The organism is Nocardia sp. NPDC056952 (assembly GCF_042674185.1).
Lineage (GTDB): Bacteria > Actinomycetota > Actinomycetes > Mycobacteriales > Mycobacteriaceae > Nocardia.
The window spans coordinates 671,120-686,538 of sequence record NZ_JBHURA010000003.1 but is presented as its reverse complement, the minus strand read 5'-3'; the positions used below and the strand labels follow the sequence as shown (position 1 = coordinate 686,538).

Here is a 15,419-nt window from a genome sequence, read left to right as displayed (position 1 = left end):
ACCGGGACATCGTCGGTTTCGCACCCGATCGCGATCAGGGCAGATCGAGACCGGACTGCGATGCGATCACGGCCGCCTGCACGCGCGACTGCACACCGAGCTTGCTCAGCACCCGGGAAACGTGCGTTTTCACCGTGGCCTCGCCGATGCGCAGGCGGGTACCGATCTGGATGTTGGACAGACCGGCGCCCAGACCGGCGAGCACCTGTCGTTCACGGTCGGTGAGCGCGGACAGATCGGGCGGTGGCGCGACATCGGCCGCGCGAGGCAGCGCCGCGATCACCGCGCGCGTCACCTTCGGGTCGAGGACCGCGTCTCCTTCGGCCACCGCCAGCACAGCGCTGACCAGGTCGTCGCCACCGACGGACTTGAGCAGGAATCCGCTCGCACCGGCCGAGAGCGCGCCGAGGACGTATTCGTCGATGGCGAAGGTGGTGAGGACCAGCACTTTCGCGCTGGTCTGCGCGACCACGGCGGCGGTCGCCTCCAGCCCGTCGACGCGCGGCATCCGCACGTCCATCAGCACCACATCGGGGCTCAGGGCCCTGGCTTGGCGGACCGCGGCGGCGCCGTCGGCCGCTTCACCGATCACCCGCACCTCACCGGACACTTCGAGCAGCATCCGCAGACCCGCGCGGATGGTGGCGTGGTCGTCGGCCACCAGCACTGTGACTGTCACTTGTCTCCCAGGGGAATTCGCGCGCACACCCGCCAGGTGCCGTCCTGTGCGCCCGCGGTGATGGTGCCGTCGACTGATTCCGCGCGAAACATCATGTTGCGCAGTCCGTTTCCCTGCCCAACCGGAGCGCCGGGCGGGATCGGATTCATCGCCGTCACCACCAATCGTGTCGCATCGCGGTGCAATTCGATATCGAGGGGTGCGCCGGGGGCGTGTTTGGTCGCGTTGGCGAGAGTCTCGCTCAGGATCCGGGTGAGCACGGCCTCGACCGCGGTGGACAGTTCGAGGTCGGCGGGTCGGCGCAATCTCACCGAGCCGCCGGCCGCCTCGGCCGCGTCGATCAGGCCGTCCAGGGAGGCCAGTCGCGTGGTCACCGCGGTGTCGTCGGGCGCGGTGAGCAGGTCGATGGTCGTGCGCATCTCCTCGACCGCCGCCAGACTGCTCGAGCGGATCGTCGACAGCACCGCGGTGTTGGCGGGGTCCTTGAGGGCGACTTCGGCGAGGATCGCGACGGCGGAAACGTGGCCTGCCACCGCGTCGTGCAGGTCACGGGCCAATCGCCGGCGCTCCTCGCCGATCGCCGCGGACCGTTCGGCGTCGCGGGCGGCGAGTTCGGCGCGGGCCGCGGCCCGTTCGGCCTCGACCGTGCGGCGCGAGGCCCGCACCGAGCGGGCGTAGCCGAGCGGCGACCACGTGAGCGCGACACCGATCAAGCCGGTGTAGAAGGCCGCTCTGACGCCGAACACGGTGAGCGCCAGCAGCGACCCGCCCAGGGTCACCGTCACCGAGAACCAGCCGACCACGGCGCCCAGCCGATCCGATCCGGTGCTGACCGCCAAGAAGATCACGTCGGTCAGCGCGATCCACAGTGGCAGCGACGGACCCAACACGAAGTCACCGGCCAGCAGCGCGACCATCAGGCCGAAGGCGAGCGCGGGTCTGCGCTGCGCGGTCAGCTGGATCGCGAACGCCGCGCACAGCAGCGCCGCTTTCGCCGGTGGTGGATACAGGTCGTGGTCGACCACGACCGCCCAGCCACCCGCCGCCCACAACAGCAAGCCCACCAGGAACACCCCGACGGCAGCCGCGGTCGAGCTGTCGAAAACGTCCGCGAGCCGGCTCAGGAGCGTGCGGGACGTGGGCATGCCCCATTTCAGCACATCGCCCGCACGGGCCGGGTCCCCCGAAAGGCGGACCGGCGGCGGACCACAAGCGGGACGACGGTGGACCGACGTGCCCGGCACAGTGGGGGAATGAACGAACTGAGCAACCCCGTACTGCTGACGATCGCCGCGTGCGAAGTCGGTTTCTGGGTGCTGGTGGTCGGCGGCTTGCTGCTGCGCTATGTGATCCGGGTGCCGCGTGCGAGCACCGTGACGCTGGCTCTGGTGCCGGTCCTGGATGTGGTGCTGGTGGTGGCGGTAGCGATCGACCTGCACCGTGGGGGCGAGGTGACCTTCGCCCATCGTGTCGCCGGAATCTATCTCGGCTGCACGGTGATGTTCGGTGGCCGGATGATCCGGTGGGCCGACGAGCGATTCGCCCACCGCTTCGCCGGTGGACCGGTCCCGGTGAAGGTCCCGAAGTACGGGCCGGAACGCACCCGCAAGGAATGGGCCGATTTCTCCCGCTGGCTCGGTGCGGCGGCTATCGCCGGCGCGCTCACCCTGGCGTTGAGCTACACCGTCGCCGACGCCGCGCAACGCGAGCAGTTGATGGGGGTGTTCGGCAGCCTCGGGGTGATCACCGTGATCTGGCTGCTCACCGGGCCGGTGTGGGTCACCGGGTCACGGCGCGACTGAACGCGATGCTCGGGATGATCGGTTCGATCACCCCGAGCATTCCGGGCTCAGACGGTGGCCGCGGACTGTTCGCTGATCACCTCACCGATCCACGGCAGCACCGCGGACCGCACGTCGATCGTGCGCGGGAGCAGCCCGTTGGCCGCGAGGAGGTCGGCGGCGCGTTGCTGTTCGTCGAGGAAGTCCTCGCTCACCGGGTGCACGCCGAACGGACGGCCACGCAGTGCCGCTTCCCAGGCATCCAGATCGGCGGGGATGCCGCGTGCCTGTGCGTCGTCGACGAAGTACTGGGCCGCCTCGCGGGGGTTGGCGGCGATCCAGGCGTCGGACTCCTGCAGCGCGGCCAGCACCGCTTCCACTGCGGCGCGGTTGCTTTCGGCCAGGTCGCGACGGGTGAACCACAGCGACGGGTGGCTGAAGACCGAGCCGGTGTCGACCAGCGTGGCGAGCTCGGTGGCCGCCTCCACGTCCTGAAGACCGGGGTAGGTACCGACCCAGGCGTCGAGTTCACCGGCCAGCAGCGCCGCGCCGCCCCCGCGCACGTCGACATCGACCGGTTCGACGTCGGCCCAGCTGAGACCGGCCTGGTCGAGGGCGAACAGCAACAGGGTGGTCTGCCACGAGCCGTGCGCGATGCCGACCCGCTTGCCTTGCAGATCCGCGGCGGAGGTGATGCCGCTCGCCGCGGTCGCGACCAGCCTGCCGTTCTCCACGCGCGGGCCCGAGATGCCGAGATAGACGATGTCGCGCTGGTTGGCGAGCGCGGTGATCGGCGGGGTGAACCCGGCGCCGATGATGTCGTAGCCGCCCTCGGTGAACAACCAGTCCGAATGTTCGCTCGGCAGCGCGGTTGTGGGATCGACTCGCTCGGGCTGCGGCAGCGCACGCAGGTCGACCCATTCGACCTCGGGCAGCGACCGCTCCAGGATCGCGCGATGACGCAGGACGAACAGCGAATTGTTGTGCGGGAAGTAGCCGACCCTGATACCACTCATCGCGCGTCTCCGATCAGGCCGAGACGACGGGCCTCGTCGGCCAGACCGCTGCGCTGCCACTGCACGGCGAGATTCGACGGATCGAATTCGACCGAGCCGCCGAGGGTTTCGGCGATCGCCTGATACTGCGCGCCCTCCTCGAGCAGCACGACGAACTTCGCCAGTTCCAGCAGACCGGCGCGACCGATCACGTTCGCGCCACCGTTGGCCTCGAAGATCGCGACCAGGTGCGGGTCGACCTCCAGGCGGCCGAGGATGAAATCGCCCGCGCCGATCGTGCGGTCGATGTGTGGCGGGATCTCGCGCGAGAGGGTGAGTCGCTGCGAGGCGGCGTAGCGGATCGGCAGGGTGCGGTGGGTCTGGGCCCAGCCGCCCAGCCACGGAGTGTGGATGTGGACGACGGAGGTGATCTCGGGGTGAGCGCGGAACACCTTGGCGTATCCGGTGACGAATCCGGCAGATCCCTTGCCGGACAGCACTTCTCCGTCGAAGGTGGCGACAACCGGCTCGACGGTCCGGTCGTCGGCCCACGGGCCCGGCTCGTTCAGGGCGACGGCGATCTCCTCGCCGGGCACGCGCTCGACGAAGTTGACGGTGCCGTTACCGGTGACGGTTCCGGTCTCCCGGAATACCCGGAACGCGGTGTCCGCGTCACGGGTGACCGCATCGACGAAGGCGGTGACGGCCTCCGGCAGACGGGTTTCGGTGGTAGTCAAAGTGGGCTCCTGCGTTATCGGGCCGTCGCGAGGACGGTGTCGGTGGACGGGGTGGTGAGCCGGGAACGGCCCAGCAGTGGCAGTACTTCCTCGCCGACCCGGTAGGCCTCTTCCAGGTGCGGGTTGCCCGCGAGGATGAAGGCGTCGACGCCGAGGTCGATCAGTTCGTCGAGCCGCTGGGCAACCTGCTCGTAGCTGCCGACCAGGCCGAAGGCCGGGCCGCCGCGGATCAGGCTGAATCCGCACCAGACGTTGGGCTGGACTTCGAGGTCGCGGTAGCCGGTGATGGTTTCGGGCACCCAGCCCTTGATCCGGGCCGCTCCGACGGAGTCGCCCTGGGCGGCACGGTTGGCGGCCTCGCGGTCGACGAACGCCCAACCCTTCTCGATTTCGGCCCAGGCCGCTTCCTCGGTGTGGCGGGCGACGATGTCGATGCGGACCGCGAACTTGGGTGTGCGGCCGCTGGTTTCGGCGTTGCGGCGGACACCGTCGAACTTGGCGCGCAGGTCCGCGTAGGGCTCGAGCCAGGACAGGTAGTAGTCGGCGTGGCGGCCCGCCGCGGCGACGGCGGCACCCGAGGAGCCGGAGAAGTACACCTCGGGGAAAGGCTGTCCGGCCAGACCCGGTGGCAGTGCGGCGCCTTCGGTGCCGAAGAAGCGGCCGTCGTGGTCGAAGGGTTCGCCGTCCCAGACCCCACGCAGCACGTCGAGGAATTCGCTCGTCCGCGCGTAGCGGTCGTCATGGGAAACCTTGTCCCCCCACCACAATTGGGCCGGTCCGCCGCCACCGCTGATGATGTTGTAGACGAGCCGCCCGCCGGTGGCGCGTTGCAGACTCGCCGACATCCTGGCCGCCTGCACGGGATGGAGGAAGCCAGGCTGGAAGGCCACCATGAAGCGGTAGGTGGTGGTCTCGGCGGCGAGCGCGGCGGCCACGGCCCACGGGTCGTCGGTCACCGGAAACGAGGGCAGCAGCCCGCCGAGGAAGCCCGCCGATTCCGAGGCCTTGGCGACCGCGGCGACATGGTCGAGATAGCTGTACTGATCGAGTGCGCCGTCGCGGATGGCCGGTGCGATATTTCCGGGCCCGTAGCCGCCCGCGTTGCCCCGGTTGTAGCGGCGCGGGGTGCGCAGGGAGGCGTGGTCGCCTTCCATGCCGATGCGCCAGTAGACGTCGATGGTCATGCGGTGAGCTCCTGCGCGGTGGGGAGGGTGCGGCCTGCCGGGTCGGCGAGGAACAGCAGGTGTTCGCCCGCGCGGTGGATTTCCTCGATGTTGGGGTGGCCCGACAGCACGAAGGTCTGCACCCCTGCTGCCTCGTAGGCCGAGAGTTGCTGTGCCACCTGCTCGTAACTGCCGACCAAGCCGATGCGCTGGTCGTAGCCGAGGGCGTCGAAGCCCGCCCACCGGCCGTCGCCGAGCGCGTGTTCGGTCACGGCGTCGGGACGGTCCAATTCGGCCCACTGGCGGTGGACCCTGGCCCAGGCTTCGTCCTCGGTCTCCCTGGCGATGATCGGCAACTCGAGACCGACCCGGACCCGGCGCCCCGCCGCAGCGGCCCGCTCTCCCAGTTCGGTGACGGCGGACGCTGTTCCGTCGGCCTGCTCGGCGAAGAGGTGCACGTCGCCGTGCGCGGCCGACAATGCCAGCGCGGCGGGCGACGTACCGCTCAGGTGGACGGTCGGGAACTGCAGACCGGACAGGATGCCGCGAAATCCCCCGTCGATGACGTCGTAGTACCGGCCCGCGTAATCGAAACCTGTGCCCGCGAATCCCGCCGCGCTGATCTCGTTCTCGTTCCAGACACCGCGCGCGACGGTGAGGAATTCCGCGGCGCGGTCGTAGCGCTCGTCGCCGGTGACGCGATCGCCGCGCGAACGGGCCTCGGCGGCGTCGGTGTCGACAGCCAACCGCCAGTTCAATCGGCCCGCCGAGTGCCGCTGCAGGGTCGCCGACACCTTGGCCGCGTACACCGGTGTGCCGAAGGCGGGCTGGAATTCGACCGTCACCCGGGTATAGCGGGTGGCGCGCAGGGCGGCGGCCGCCACGATCCAGGACTCCTCACCGAGCGGATCGTAGGGCGCGAGCACACCGTCGAACCCGTTCAGTTCGGCGGCATCGACGATCTGGGCGAGATCGTCGAACGGACCGAAACGGCCCGGACGCACGTCGGTGGTCTCGAGGCGAGGTGTCGGCAGGCCGAAGCCGCCGCGACCGCGCAGAGCCGGGTCGGCGCGCCGACCGTCGCCGCGGCTGGGCAGCCGCCACACGAACTCGGTCATGCGGGCACCCGCTCGGCGGCGACGAGTTCCCGCGCGCGAGCCAACGGCTCAGGAGCCACCCAGGATTCGAGATCGAAATCGGCGGCCAGGAACCCGTGGGTGTAGAGGAACTGTTTCTGCACGCCGAGTAGTTCGACGCGTTCGGTGGTGAGCGAGGGATGCAGGCCGCGATGGAACTCGTCACCGTAGGCCGCGGCGACACCGTCGGGACCGGACAGCGTTTCGCGCTGCAGCACCGCGCGGACTCCGTCGAGATCACCGGCGGCCCAGTCGGCGGCGCGCAGGCTCTGCGCGAGGAAGCCGACGACGACCTCGGGCCGGGATTCCAGCAGGTCCGCGTGCACGGTGATCGGGCGCGGAGTGCCGTTGTTGACCCGCAGGTGCTTGGTGGCCGAGGCGTCGAGATCGACCGCGACGCGCAGCCCGTTCTCCTCGGCGACTTCCTGGGCGCGGGCGCCCTTGACGTAGATGGCGTCGACCTTGCCGTCGAGGAGTTCCTCCACACCCCACGTCGTCGAGCGCCGTGCGCTCTGGATCGCGGTGCGCACCTGCGGATCCCGCTCGACGTCGAGCTCGACGACCCGGACATCGGCCAGGGTCAGCCCGGCGGGGCGCAGCGCGTTGGCGAAGCCGTGCAGTGCCATCGCGCGCGGGAAGCTGCGTGCCTGGTCCTGGGCCCATGCGGGGACGCCGATGCGCAGACCGGCCAGGCCCGCCGCGTCGGTGACCGGCGAATCGGGGCCGACCAGGATCGCCTGGGACTCGTCGATCCAGGTGAGCCCGATCAGGCGGGTGGGTGAACCCTGCGCGCGAGCGGCCAGGGCGGGCACATTGCCACCTTCCCGGATCAGACCGGACAGGTCGTGGGAGAAGTGGTGGCCGGCGAGCTCGGGGCCCGCGTCCTGGAGAACGCCGAACTCGAGGCCGGCGCTCGCGGCGGTCTCGCCGAGCCAGCCGAGGCTGTGCGCGAGACCGCTCGCGGTCGGCACGGGGCAGCGGGTGTACCACAGGGTTTCGGTCATGACAGGCTCCTGGTGTGTGGTCCGACGCCGAGCTGGGCGAGGAATTGCGTGCGGTAACCGAGGGTTTCGGGTGCCGCGTGATCGCGCGGGTGGGGTAGATCGATGACCTCGTCGACGGCGAAGAGGCCGCGGTCGAGGATGATCACCCGATCAGCGAGGCGGATCGCCTCGTCGACGTCGTGGGTGACCATGAGGACGGCGGGCCGGTGCCGGGCGACGAGATCGCCGACCAGGTCCTGCATCTGGAGCCGGGTGAGGGCGTCCAGTGCCGCGAACGGTTCGTCGAGCAGCAGCAGTTCCGGTTCGCGCACCAGCGCCCTGGCCAGTGCGGCGCGCTGGGCTTCGCCGCCGGACAGGGTGGCGGGCCACTGGCCCGCTTTGCCGTCGAGGTGGACTTCGTTCAGTGCGCGCAGACCGGCTTCGCGTTGCGGCTTACCGCGCCGCAGGCCGACGATGACGTTGGCCAGTACCCGCTTCGACGGGATCAGGCGGGGCTCTTGATAGACCGTCGTGCGTCGGGCAGGCACCAATACCTCACCGGCATCAGAGGTTTCGAGCCCGGTGAGCAGACGCAGCAGGGTGGTCTTGCCGGTGCCGCTCGGGCCGAGCAGCACCACGAACTCGCCGCGGCGGATGGTCAGGTCGACTCCGTCGAGAACTGTCTTCTCGCCGAACGCCTTACGCAGACCGGTGATCGATACCGCTACCGGGGCCGGGGCTTCGGTCTCGACTGGGACCGGCGCGGCTGTTGTCGTCGTCATCGGATCGCCACCTGCTTCCGCCATGGCATCGCGTAGCGTTCCGCGAGCCGCACGAGTGCGTCGAACACCAGACCGAGCAGCGCGTAGAGCACGACGCACAGCACCATGTAGTCGGTGCGGTTGTATTCCTGAGCGAGGGTCACCAGGTAGCCGACGCCCTGCTGGGTACCGACCTGCTCGGCGGCGATGAGCGCGGTGATGCTGATCGACAGGCACACCCGCAGCGCCATCAGAATCCCGGGCAGCGCGGCGGGCACGATCACCTCGACCACCAGCCGGGTGCCGGTGAGCCCGAAACTGCGTGCCGCCTCGACCATCTTGCGGTCGACATTGCGCACGCCGAGATAGGTGTAGGCATACATCGGCGCCGTCGTCGCCACCGCGATGAGCAGGATCTTGTACAGCTCGTCGATCCCGAACCAGGCGATGAACAGCGGAACCAGCGCCAGGAACGGCACCGCCCGCACGATCTGCATGGTCGAATCGACCAGTTCCTCCCCGAGGCTGGACAATCCCGACAGCAGGCCGAGCACCAGCCCGACCGCGACGCCGATCGCCACACCAGCCGCCGCGCGCCCGAACGAGGCGAGCGCGAAATCCACCAGCCGGCCGCTGTCGAACAGTTCGACGAACGCCGACCAGACCGCGCCGGGGCCCGCGATCACCCGCGGCGAGATCGCGCCGCTCGCCGACCCGACCCACCAGACCAGCACGATCGCGGCGGGCAGAACGGCGCGCAGGCCGAGTGACAACCATCGCGGCCGCTGCCGGGCGACGCGCGCCCGGGGCGGGGCCAAGGCGAGGGTGCTCATCTCACTTGCCCTTCAGCGCGGCGAGCTGGTCCGGGGTGAGCTTGGATTTCAGGTCGTAGAAGATGTCGGCGGCGGTGATCCGGCGGGAGATGACGCCGTTGTCGGCGAAGGTGTTCACCACGTCGGCCAGGTCGACGGCATCGGATTCGGCGGGCAGGCGGGGCACGGTGACCTCACCGCCGACCCGGACCGCGTCGGCGAGCCGGTCGCCGGTCAGCGCACGCGGGCCGGACTTCTCGAAGACGTTCTCGAAGTCGGCGGGCGCCGCCTTCTGCTTCGCGGTGAGTCCCTGCAGTACTTCCAGGTACTTCGCGGCGATATCGGGGCGCTTGTCGAGGACCTCGGTGCGGAACACCACCACGGTGTTGTCCTTGGAGCCGACGGACTTCTCGGTGGCGATCTCCTTGGCGCCCGAGGCCTTGGCCTCCTGGTAGGGCACCAGGAACGACGCCCAGGCGTCGACCTTGCCGGTCGCGAAGGCCGACGCGGCGTCCTTCTGCTGCAGGGGCACCCGAGTCACCTTGTCGGCCGGAATGCCTGCCTGGGCCAGCGCTTTGAGCGTGATGTACTCGCCCTTGCCCGCGGGATTCACCGCGATCCGCTTGCCGACCAGGCCCGTCACGGTGGTCACACCCGACTCCGGGGTCACCACGATGCCGCTCTGATCCTGGCCCGCCGGGTCGGCCACGGCGACGATCTTCACGCCGACGTCCTTGGACAGCGCACCGACGACGGGACTGAACGCGGCGCCGGAGACGTCGAGTTCGCTCGTGTTGAACAGCTTCAGCATGGAACTGAAACCCGGTGTGGTGCTGACCCATTCGATCTTGGCGCCCAGCGGGGCGAGTGCGGCGTCGAAGGTGCCGTCGCGCTTGCCGACCGCGAGCGGGCCGCTGTTGCCCGGATCGGTGACCTTGAGAACGAACGAGGCTTGCGCTCCCTGTTCCGGCGTGGAGTCGGAGCCACACGCCGCGACGAGGGCTACGACGGGGACGATCGCGAGGGCGATCCGCGAGAAGGCCGGCAGCCTGCGGGACATCGGGGCTCCTGTTCGGGGCTGGGGGTTGATGCCTTCGCAGCGTAGGAGCGGGTGTGGTCTCGAACGAGGTATGCCTTTCCACGGATCGGAAAGCTTGACAGCGGTGGCCTGTCGTTCTATGGCAGGTGATGCGGTTTCTCCGGCGTCGACTTTCCACCTACCGGAAAATCGGGAGGTCATGGGCTCGAACACCTGTGTTACCGTCGGCTCTGTGGAGACCTCCAGCGTGCAGACCGTGACCAGGGCCCTCTCGGTACTCGACTGCTTCCGCGGCGGGGAAGAGCGTGGGGTCTCGGAAGTCGCCCGCGCCCAGGGTCTGGCGGTCAGCACCACCCATCGTCTGCTCGGCGCGCTCGTGCAGGCCGGGTTCCTGGAGAAGGACGCCGAGTCCAGTCGCTATCGGATGGGCGGAGCGCTGGCCGAATACGGTCAGATCGCCTATCGCCAGCACCGCATCTACCTCGCCGAGCCCTACCTCGAGCAACTGGCCGCCACCACCGGAGCGACCGGTTCGGTCGCCACCCGCCACGGCATCCACGCCGTCCTGCTCGGGACCAGCCGGTGGCGCGAGAGCGACGGGCACAAACTCCAGGGCGTGCGACTTCCGTTGCACGCCAGCGCACTCGGCAAAGCGCTGCTGGCCTGGTCGGAGGCCGACGATGACGAATTGCGTTCGCTGCCCTACGAAGAGGGCACCGAGCGTTCGGTGTCGAGCCCGGAGGAACTGCGCGCGGAACTGATCACCACGCGCGAGCGCGGCTACGCGTTCAACGATCGCGAACTGGATCCCGGGTTCCGCACCATCGGCCTGCCGATCCTGGATTCTCAGGGCCGGTGCCGCTTCGCGCTCGGCATGCGCGGGCCCGCGACACTGATGATCGACGAGCGGGTGCCGTTCTTCGTCGAACTGGCCAAGGTCACCGCGGCCGATATCGCCGCGCGCTTCGCCGCCGACTGAACCCTCCGCCGACACCGATCGCGTCACACCCTCGAAAAATGCCGCGCGGAAACAGTCGCGCCCCCGATACCGTGAACCCGAGTGGTTAGTCGATGCAACGAAAGGACCTCGGTGGCTACCGATACCGCGAGCCCGGCTGTCGGTCTGCGATCCGAACGAGGTCCGATCCTGGCCTCGCTCATGCTCTCCACCGGGCTGGTAGCCCTCGACTCCACCATCATCGCGACAGCGGTGCTCACCATCACCGACACTCTCGGCGGGTTCGCGATGTTCCCGTGGCTGTTCTCCATCTACCTTCTCGCGCAAGCCGTGACGGTGCCGATCTACGGCAAGCTCGCCGACATGGTCGGGCGCAAGCCGGTGATCCTGTTCGGGATCGCGGCGTTCGCGGCGGGGTCACTGCTGTGCGGGCTGGCCACGAGCATGGTGGCGCTCATCGCCTTCCGGGCGATCCAGGGCATCGGAGCGGGCGCGATCCAGCCGATGACGATGGTGATCGCCGGTGACCTGTACACGCTGGCCGAACGCGCCAAGGTCCAGGGATACCTGGCTGGGGTGTGGGCGAGTTCGGCCGTGCTCGGCCCGCTGCTGGGCGGCTTGTTCGCCGACCATCTGAGCTGGCGGTGGATCTTCCTGATCAACCTTCCGCTGTGCGCGGTCGCGGCCTGGATGTTGGTGCGCCACTTCACCGAATCGGCGGTGCGCCGCACCCAGCGCATCGACTACCTCGGCGCGATCCTGCTCACCGTCGGTGCGGGTGCCTTGATCCTGGCCCTGCTCGAGGGCGGTCAGGCCTGGGAGTGGACCTCGCCGGTCTCGCTCACCCTGTTCGTGGGCAGCATGGCGGTGCTGGCGCTGTTCGCGGTCGTCGAACTGCGGACGGCGAATCCGATTCTGCCACTGTGGATCTTCACCCGGCGCGTGGTGATCGCGAGCAGCACGGTCTCCCTGCTGGTCGGTGCCGTCATCCTCGGATTGACCTCGTACGTGCCGACTTTCGCCCAGGGCGTGCTCGGGACCACCGCGCTGGTGGCCGGGCTCACCGTGGGTGGGCTCACGCTCGGCTGGCCGCTCGCCGCGACCCTGTCCGGCAGGCTGTACCTGCGCTGGGGATTCCGCATCAGCGGCGTCGTGGGCAGCACGATCGCCGCGCTCGGCTGCGCGACCACGCTGCTGGTCGGCCCGCAGTCGAGCGCATGGCAGATCGCGGCCTCGTGCTTCCTGATCGGCTGCGGCATGGGCCTGGTCGCCTCCCCCACCCTCATCGCCGCCCAGGCCAGCGCCGAATGGCACGAACGCGGCGTGGTCACCTCCGCCAACATGTTCGCCCGCTCCCTCGGCAGCGCGCTGGGCGTCGCGCTGTTCGGCGCCATCGTCAACGCCGGCATCCACAACCCCGACCGCCCCACACCCGGCGAACTCGCCCACGGCATCCACCTGGTCTTCGTCGCGATGCTCGCCATGGCTGTCGTCATGCTCATCGCCGCAGCGACCATGCCGGGCCGCAGCCACGGCGTCGCGACGATCAGCGCGCCGTGATCCCCCGCGCGATGCCGGCCACGACCATCCCTTTGCGGCGGCGCGTCATCCGCAGCCATCGAGGCGGTCTGTGTGTCGCGACCAGCGTCGGTCGGCGAACCTCAACCGAGGTCGTCGAGCTGCTGCGCGGGCACGTCGGGCCTTTCCCGCCCGACGAACTCGTGGCGCATGCCCCGCAGAGAGACGAGACGGCTGCCGAGATCGGCATCGGCCCCGGGTTCGATCCCGAGATCCTCTCGGATCGCACGACGCAGCAGGCGGACGCCGAAGCCCACTGAGTCGTCCAGAAAGCGATAGAGTGCCGCGACCTCCGCAGCGTCGTTCTCGTCCAGCTCGAGCGCTGTGCGATGGGCGATGTCGAGGCAACGATTCACCTCGGACGCAAAATCCAATGCTCGATCGGACACCACCATCTGCGCACGGGAATAGCTGACGCGCAACGCTTCCCGCGCTTCCTCGAACCTGACGAGATCAGGAGTGCGCCCGCCGCTCTTCTCGTCGAGATAGTGCCGGATAGCCGTTCGACAGGAATGCGCCGTGGTGTTGAGATCCGCGTAGACCGCGCGCTTCTCGTCGGTGGCCTCTTTCCGGGCGAGTTCCCGCAGTTCCTCCGCCCGATTGTCGCGCTGCACCTTCGCATCGATTCGCTTGCTCCGAATCGCGAAAGCCTGGGTCACGATGCCGCCCCCGAGCGTGCCGACAACCGTGATCGAGGCAACCGCCACATTGGTCCAATCCATGGTGGCCATTCTCTCTGCACCCCAATAAAATTCACCACCCGCGCGACCATTCCGCGGCGCCACGGCGGTAGGTAGCTTCCTACCATGGTGGGAATCGGCAATTCCGAGGACAGGACCGCGGACGAAGTCCAGCGCCGGAAGCGACGAGCGGGCTCGTTCGGCGCGCAGGCAGCCGTCTACGCCGAGCATCGGCCGGACTATCCGGAGGCGGGGATTCGGTGGGCGCTGGAGGCGGTCGCGGAACGGGATGGGGTTGTTGTTCTGGATTTGGGGGCGGGGACGGGCAAGCTCACCGGAGGCTTACTCGCTGCGGGGGTCGAGGTGATCGCGGTGGAACCCGATGAGGCGATGAGAGCTGAACTCGTTCGGCTCTATCCCGGCGTGACGGCGCTGTCCGGTACGGCGGAGGCGATTCCGCTGGCCGACGGGTCGGTGGACGCGGTGCTCGCCGGGCAGGCGTTCCACTGGTTCGATCAGGCGCTGGCCTTTCCCGAGATCGCGCGGGTGCTGCGTGCGGAGGGGGTGTTCGCCGCGATCTGGAACAACGACGACAACAAGGTCGACTGGGTCGCGGGGCTGCGGGACGTCTCGCGCTCGTCCGCTTCGTTTCCGCCGTCGTCGTCCGATGACGCGCTGCCCGCGCATCCGCTGTTCGCGCCGTTCGAGTACGCCGAGTTCGCGCACAGCCAGCGACGGACCGCCGAATCGCTGACCGCGTCCATCGGCACCAATTCACACACCGTGGTCATCTCCGCGCAAGAACGAGCCGAAGTGCTCGGCCGGATCCTCGACTACCTGCGTGCGACACCGGAGACCGCCGACGGCGAGTTCGATTTCCCGCTGCGCACCGAGGTGATCCGCACGGTCCTGGGCCCGAATCCACCCCGGTGAGCGCCGATCACGGACACGAATGAACCCGCGCCGGACCGCGGGTTTCACCGTGCCGAGGTTCGCCGCCGCCATGACCGGACTCGGCTGTCCGCGCCCGCTATGCCGAGCGTTCCTCCGATCTGCGCACCAGGTCGACGATTTCATCGGAGGCGAATTCGACGACGCGACGGACTCGGGAGTTGGCGACCGGCGCCAAGTCCACGACGATCGACGCGCCCGCGGCGGGTTGGGTGATCGCGGTGATGCGGTCCTGGAGGAAGCCGCCGTCGGGGACCGGGACGCGGATGATGTCGCCGACTGTCAGAGCTTCGGCGCGGATTCGGCCACCGGTCGCGGTGGGATCGTGCGTGCCGCAACGGGTGTGGCCGACTGTTGCGCCGAGGCCACGTTCGGCGATGGTCCACCAGACGGGTGAGTCGGGATCTTCCGGGCCGATTCGGGTGTGCCAGGACAGGATCCGGTCGCGTTCGGCTTCCGCGTCGGCGCGAGTCTCGTGCAGGGACAGCTGGCGCCGGACCGGAGCGTTGCGGGGCCGGGTGGTGCCCGCGGCGCCGTCGACGACCAGGATCCAGCGGGCGCCGACGGCTTCGTCGCGGCGGGCGGTGACCCGTTTGGCCAGGGCGAGGCCCGGCGTGGCGCCGAGTCGGTCGGCGGCCTCCTCGATGCTCTCGACCAGCCCCAGCGCACGCAGCAGTTCGGCGACCGACAGTTCCGAGGTGGCCAGTTCCTGGGCCAGCGCGGGCATGGGGGTGCGCCTGCGCCAGCCGATGCGGGCGCAGTGCTCGTGGCGGGTGAACCACAGGCCGCTGCGGGAGCGGCGGTGATGGTCGATCACCACCGCCCACCAGTCCCATTCCGGTTCGGCGACAAGGCGTGTGCGGATCCAGCGCTCCCGTTCGGCGGTCGGTACCCGTTCCTCCGGCGGCACGAAGTTGCGCAGCGCGGCGCGCACCGCCGATTCGGTACGCCCGACCGTGATCGCCGTGCGGGCCAGATCGGCGCCCGCGCGCAGATCGTCGGCCAGTATCCGGTATTCCGATTCCCGCCAGGTGGTTCCGTGCTGGCGTGGCGGCCGCAGATCGCCGCGGTTCTCGTCACTCATCTCGTGTGCCCCCGTTCTCGCACCGCCCGGCCACACTCGCGTCCGGGCTGGTTGTGTGACACTTCGACGATACCGGGGGGGT

At 69.3% G+C, this 15,419-nt stretch carries 16 protein-coding genes; 4 read left to right on the top strand and 12 right to left on the bottom strand.

Translation table 11 applies throughout. From position 1 onward, the window contains the following. Positions 1-34: 34 nt before the first annotated feature. Positions 35-679, bottom strand: a complete 645-nt coding sequence (locus ACFTS5_RS14920) for a response regulator (RefSeq protein WP_378631096.1) — start codon at positions 677-679, stop codon at positions 35-37. Further along, positions 676-1,824 (bottom strand): sensor histidine kinase, encoded by a 1,149-nt coding sequence (locus tag ACFTS5_RS14915; protein ID WP_378631095.1) that lies wholly within the window; start codon positions 1,822-1,824, stop codon positions 676-678. Before ACFTS5_RS14915 ends, ACFTS5_RS14920 begins: the two co-directional genes overlap by 4 nt. Positions 1,825-1,932: 108 nt before the next feature. Between ACFTS5_RS14915 and ACFTS5_RS14910 the strand changes: the two genes are divergently transcribed. Then, the gene (locus ACFTS5_RS14910) at positions 1,933-2,481 is read left to right on the top strand and encodes a hypothetical protein (protein WP_378631093.1); all 549 of its coding nucleotides are present in this window, start codon (positions 1,933-1,935) and stop codon (positions 2,479-2,481) included. Positions 2,482-2,528: 47 nt separating this feature from the next. Here ACFTS5_RS14910 and ACFTS5_RS14905 read toward each other — a convergent pair whose 3' ends face one another. The 8 genes from ACFTS5_RS14905 to ACFTS5_RS14870 are packed head-to-tail and all read right to left on the bottom strand — an operon-like array spanning position 2,529 to position 10,107. Continuing rightward, a complete protein-coding gene (locus tag ACFTS5_RS14905) occupies positions 2,529-3,476 on the bottom strand; it encodes an ABC transporter substrate-binding protein (RefSeq protein WP_378631092.1) in 948 nt (315 codons plus the stop codon). After that, a complete protein-coding gene (locus ACFTS5_RS14900; RefSeq protein ID WP_378631090.1) occupies positions 3,473-4,192 on the bottom strand; it encodes a class II aldolase/adducin family protein in 720 nt (239 codons plus the stop codon). Before ACFTS5_RS14900 ends, ACFTS5_RS14905 begins: the two co-directional genes overlap by 4 nt. A 14-nt stretch (positions 4,193-4,206) precedes the next feature. Beyond that, positions 4,207-5,376 carry an LLM class flavin-dependent oxidoreductase gene (locus ACFTS5_RS14895; RefSeq protein WP_378631089.1) on the bottom strand — a complete coding sequence of 390 codons (1,170 nt, stop codon included), beginning with the start codon at positions 5,374-5,376 and terminating at the stop codon, positions 4,207-4,209. Next, the gene (locus tag ACFTS5_RS14890; RefSeq protein ID WP_378631087.1) at positions 5,373-6,473 is read right to left on the bottom strand and encodes an LLM class flavin-dependent oxidoreductase; all 1,101 of its coding nucleotides are present in this window, start codon (positions 6,471-6,473) and stop codon (positions 5,373-5,375) included. The genes ACFTS5_RS14895 and ACFTS5_RS14890 overlap by 4 nt, the downstream gene beginning before the upstream one ends. Then, complete coding sequence (locus ACFTS5_RS14885) at positions 6,470-7,495, bottom strand: ABC transporter substrate-binding protein (protein WP_378631086.1); 1,026 nt, start codon at positions 7,493-7,495, stop codon at positions 6,470-6,472. The genes ACFTS5_RS14890 and ACFTS5_RS14885 overlap by 4 nt, the downstream gene beginning before the upstream one ends. After that, positions 7,492-8,256 carry an ABC transporter ATP-binding protein gene (locus ACFTS5_RS14880; protein WP_378631085.1) on the bottom strand — a complete coding sequence of 255 codons (765 nt, stop codon included), beginning with the start codon at positions 8,254-8,256 and terminating at the stop codon, positions 7,492-7,494. Before ACFTS5_RS14880 ends, ACFTS5_RS14885 begins: the two co-directional genes overlap by 4 nt. Next, positions 8,253-9,068 (bottom strand): ABC transporter permease, encoded by an 816-nt coding sequence (locus ACFTS5_RS14875; protein ID WP_378631083.1) that lies wholly within the window; start codon positions 9,066-9,068, stop codon positions 8,253-8,255. The genes ACFTS5_RS14880 and ACFTS5_RS14875 overlap by 4 nt, the downstream gene beginning before the upstream one ends. Position 9,069: 1 nt before the next feature. Beyond that, entirely contained in the window at positions 9,070-10,107 is a 1,038-nt protein-coding gene (locus ACFTS5_RS14870) for an NrtA/SsuA/CpmA family ABC transporter substrate-binding protein (protein ID WP_378631081.1), read from the bottom strand. Positions 10,108-10,285: 178 nt separating this feature from the next. Between ACFTS5_RS14870 and ACFTS5_RS14865 the strand changes: the two genes are divergently transcribed. Further along, entirely contained in the window at positions 10,286-11,065 is a 780-nt protein-coding gene (locus tag ACFTS5_RS14865; RefSeq protein ID WP_378631080.1) for an IclR family transcriptional regulator, read from the top strand. Between the two features lie 111 nt (positions 11,066-11,176). After that, on the top strand, positions 11,177-12,604 hold the full coding sequence (locus tag ACFTS5_RS14860) for an MDR family MFS transporter (RefSeq protein WP_378631078.1): 1,428 nt from the start codon (positions 11,177-11,179) through the stop codon (positions 12,602-12,604). 101 nt (positions 12,605-12,705) lie between these two features. Here ACFTS5_RS14860 and ACFTS5_RS14855 read toward each other — a convergent pair whose 3' ends face one another. Continuing rightward, positions 12,706-13,344, bottom strand: coding sequence for a hypothetical protein (locus ACFTS5_RS14855; RefSeq protein ID WP_378631076.1), 639 nt, complete (start codon positions 13,342-13,344; stop codon positions 12,706-12,708). An 84-nt stretch (positions 13,345-13,428) separates the two neighbouring features. Here ACFTS5_RS14855 and ACFTS5_RS14850 point away from each other — a divergent pair, with 84 nt between their 5' ends. Further along, the gene (locus tag ACFTS5_RS14850) at positions 13,429-14,235 is read left to right on the top strand and encodes a class I SAM-dependent methyltransferase (protein ID WP_378631075.1); all 807 of its coding nucleotides are present in this window, start codon (positions 13,429-13,431) and stop codon (positions 14,233-14,235) included. A gap of 97 nt (positions 14,236-14,332) precedes the next feature. Here the strand turns inward: ACFTS5_RS14850 and ACFTS5_RS14845 are convergent, their stop codons facing one another. Then, on the bottom strand, positions 14,333-15,337 hold the full coding sequence (locus ACFTS5_RS14845) for a hypothetical protein (protein WP_378631072.1): 1,005 nt from the start codon (positions 15,335-15,337) through the stop codon (positions 14,333-14,335). Positions 15,338-15,419: the final 82 nt, after the last annotated feature.

Excerpts from the sequence above, each read along its gene's own strand:
- ACFTS5_RS14895 (WP_378631089.1), bottom strand. The coding sequence starts at position 5,376 with ATGACCATCGACGTCTACTGGCGCATCGGCATGGAAGGCGACCACGCC.
- ACFTS5_RS14850 (WP_378631075.1), top strand. The coding sequence starts at position 13,429 with ATGGTGGGAATCGGCAATTCCGAGGACAGGACCGCGGACGAAGTCCAG.
- ACFTS5_RS14915 (WP_378631095.1), bottom strand. The coding sequence starts at position 1,824 with ATGCCCACGTCCCGCACGCTCCTGAGCCGGCTCGCGGACGTTTTCGAC.
- ACFTS5_RS14875 (WP_378631083.1), bottom strand. The coding sequence starts at position 9,068 with ATGAGCACCCTCGCCTTGGCCCCGCCCCGGGCGCGCGTCGCCCGGCAG.
- ACFTS5_RS14885 (WP_378631086.1), bottom strand. The coding sequence starts at position 7,495 with ATGACCGAAACCCTGTGGTACACCCGCTGCCCCGTGCCGACCGCGAGC.
- ACFTS5_RS14910 (WP_378631093.1), top strand. The coding sequence starts at position 1,933 with ATGAACGAACTGAGCAACCCCGTACTGCTGACGATCGCCGCGTGCGAA.
- ACFTS5_RS14855 (WP_378631076.1), bottom strand. The coding sequence starts at position 13,344 with ATGGATTGGACCAATGTGGCGGTTGCCTCGATCACGGTTGTCGGCACG.
- ACFTS5_RS14865 (WP_378631080.1), top strand. The coding sequence starts at position 10,286 with ATGGGCTCGAACACCTGTGTTACCGTCGGCTCTGTGGAGACCTCCAGC.
- ACFTS5_RS14845 (WP_378631072.1), bottom strand. The coding sequence starts at position 15,337 with ATGAGTGACGAGAACCGCGGCGATCTGCGGCCGCCACGCCAGCACGGA.
- ACFTS5_RS14880 (WP_378631085.1), bottom strand. The coding sequence starts at position 8,256 with ATGACGACGACAACAGCCGCGCCGGTCCCAGTCGAGACCGAAGCCCCG.
- ACFTS5_RS14890 (WP_378631087.1), bottom strand. The coding sequence starts at position 6,473 with ATGACCGAGTTCGTGTGGCGGCTGCCCAGCCGCGGCGACGGTCGGCGC.
- ACFTS5_RS14905 (WP_378631092.1), bottom strand. The coding sequence starts at position 3,476 with ATGAGTGGTATCAGGGTCGGCTACTTCCCGCACAACAATTCGCTGTTC.
- ACFTS5_RS14870 (WP_378631081.1), bottom strand. The coding sequence starts at position 10,107 with ATGTCCCGCAGGCTGCCGGCCTTCTCGCGGATCGCCCTCGCGATCGTC.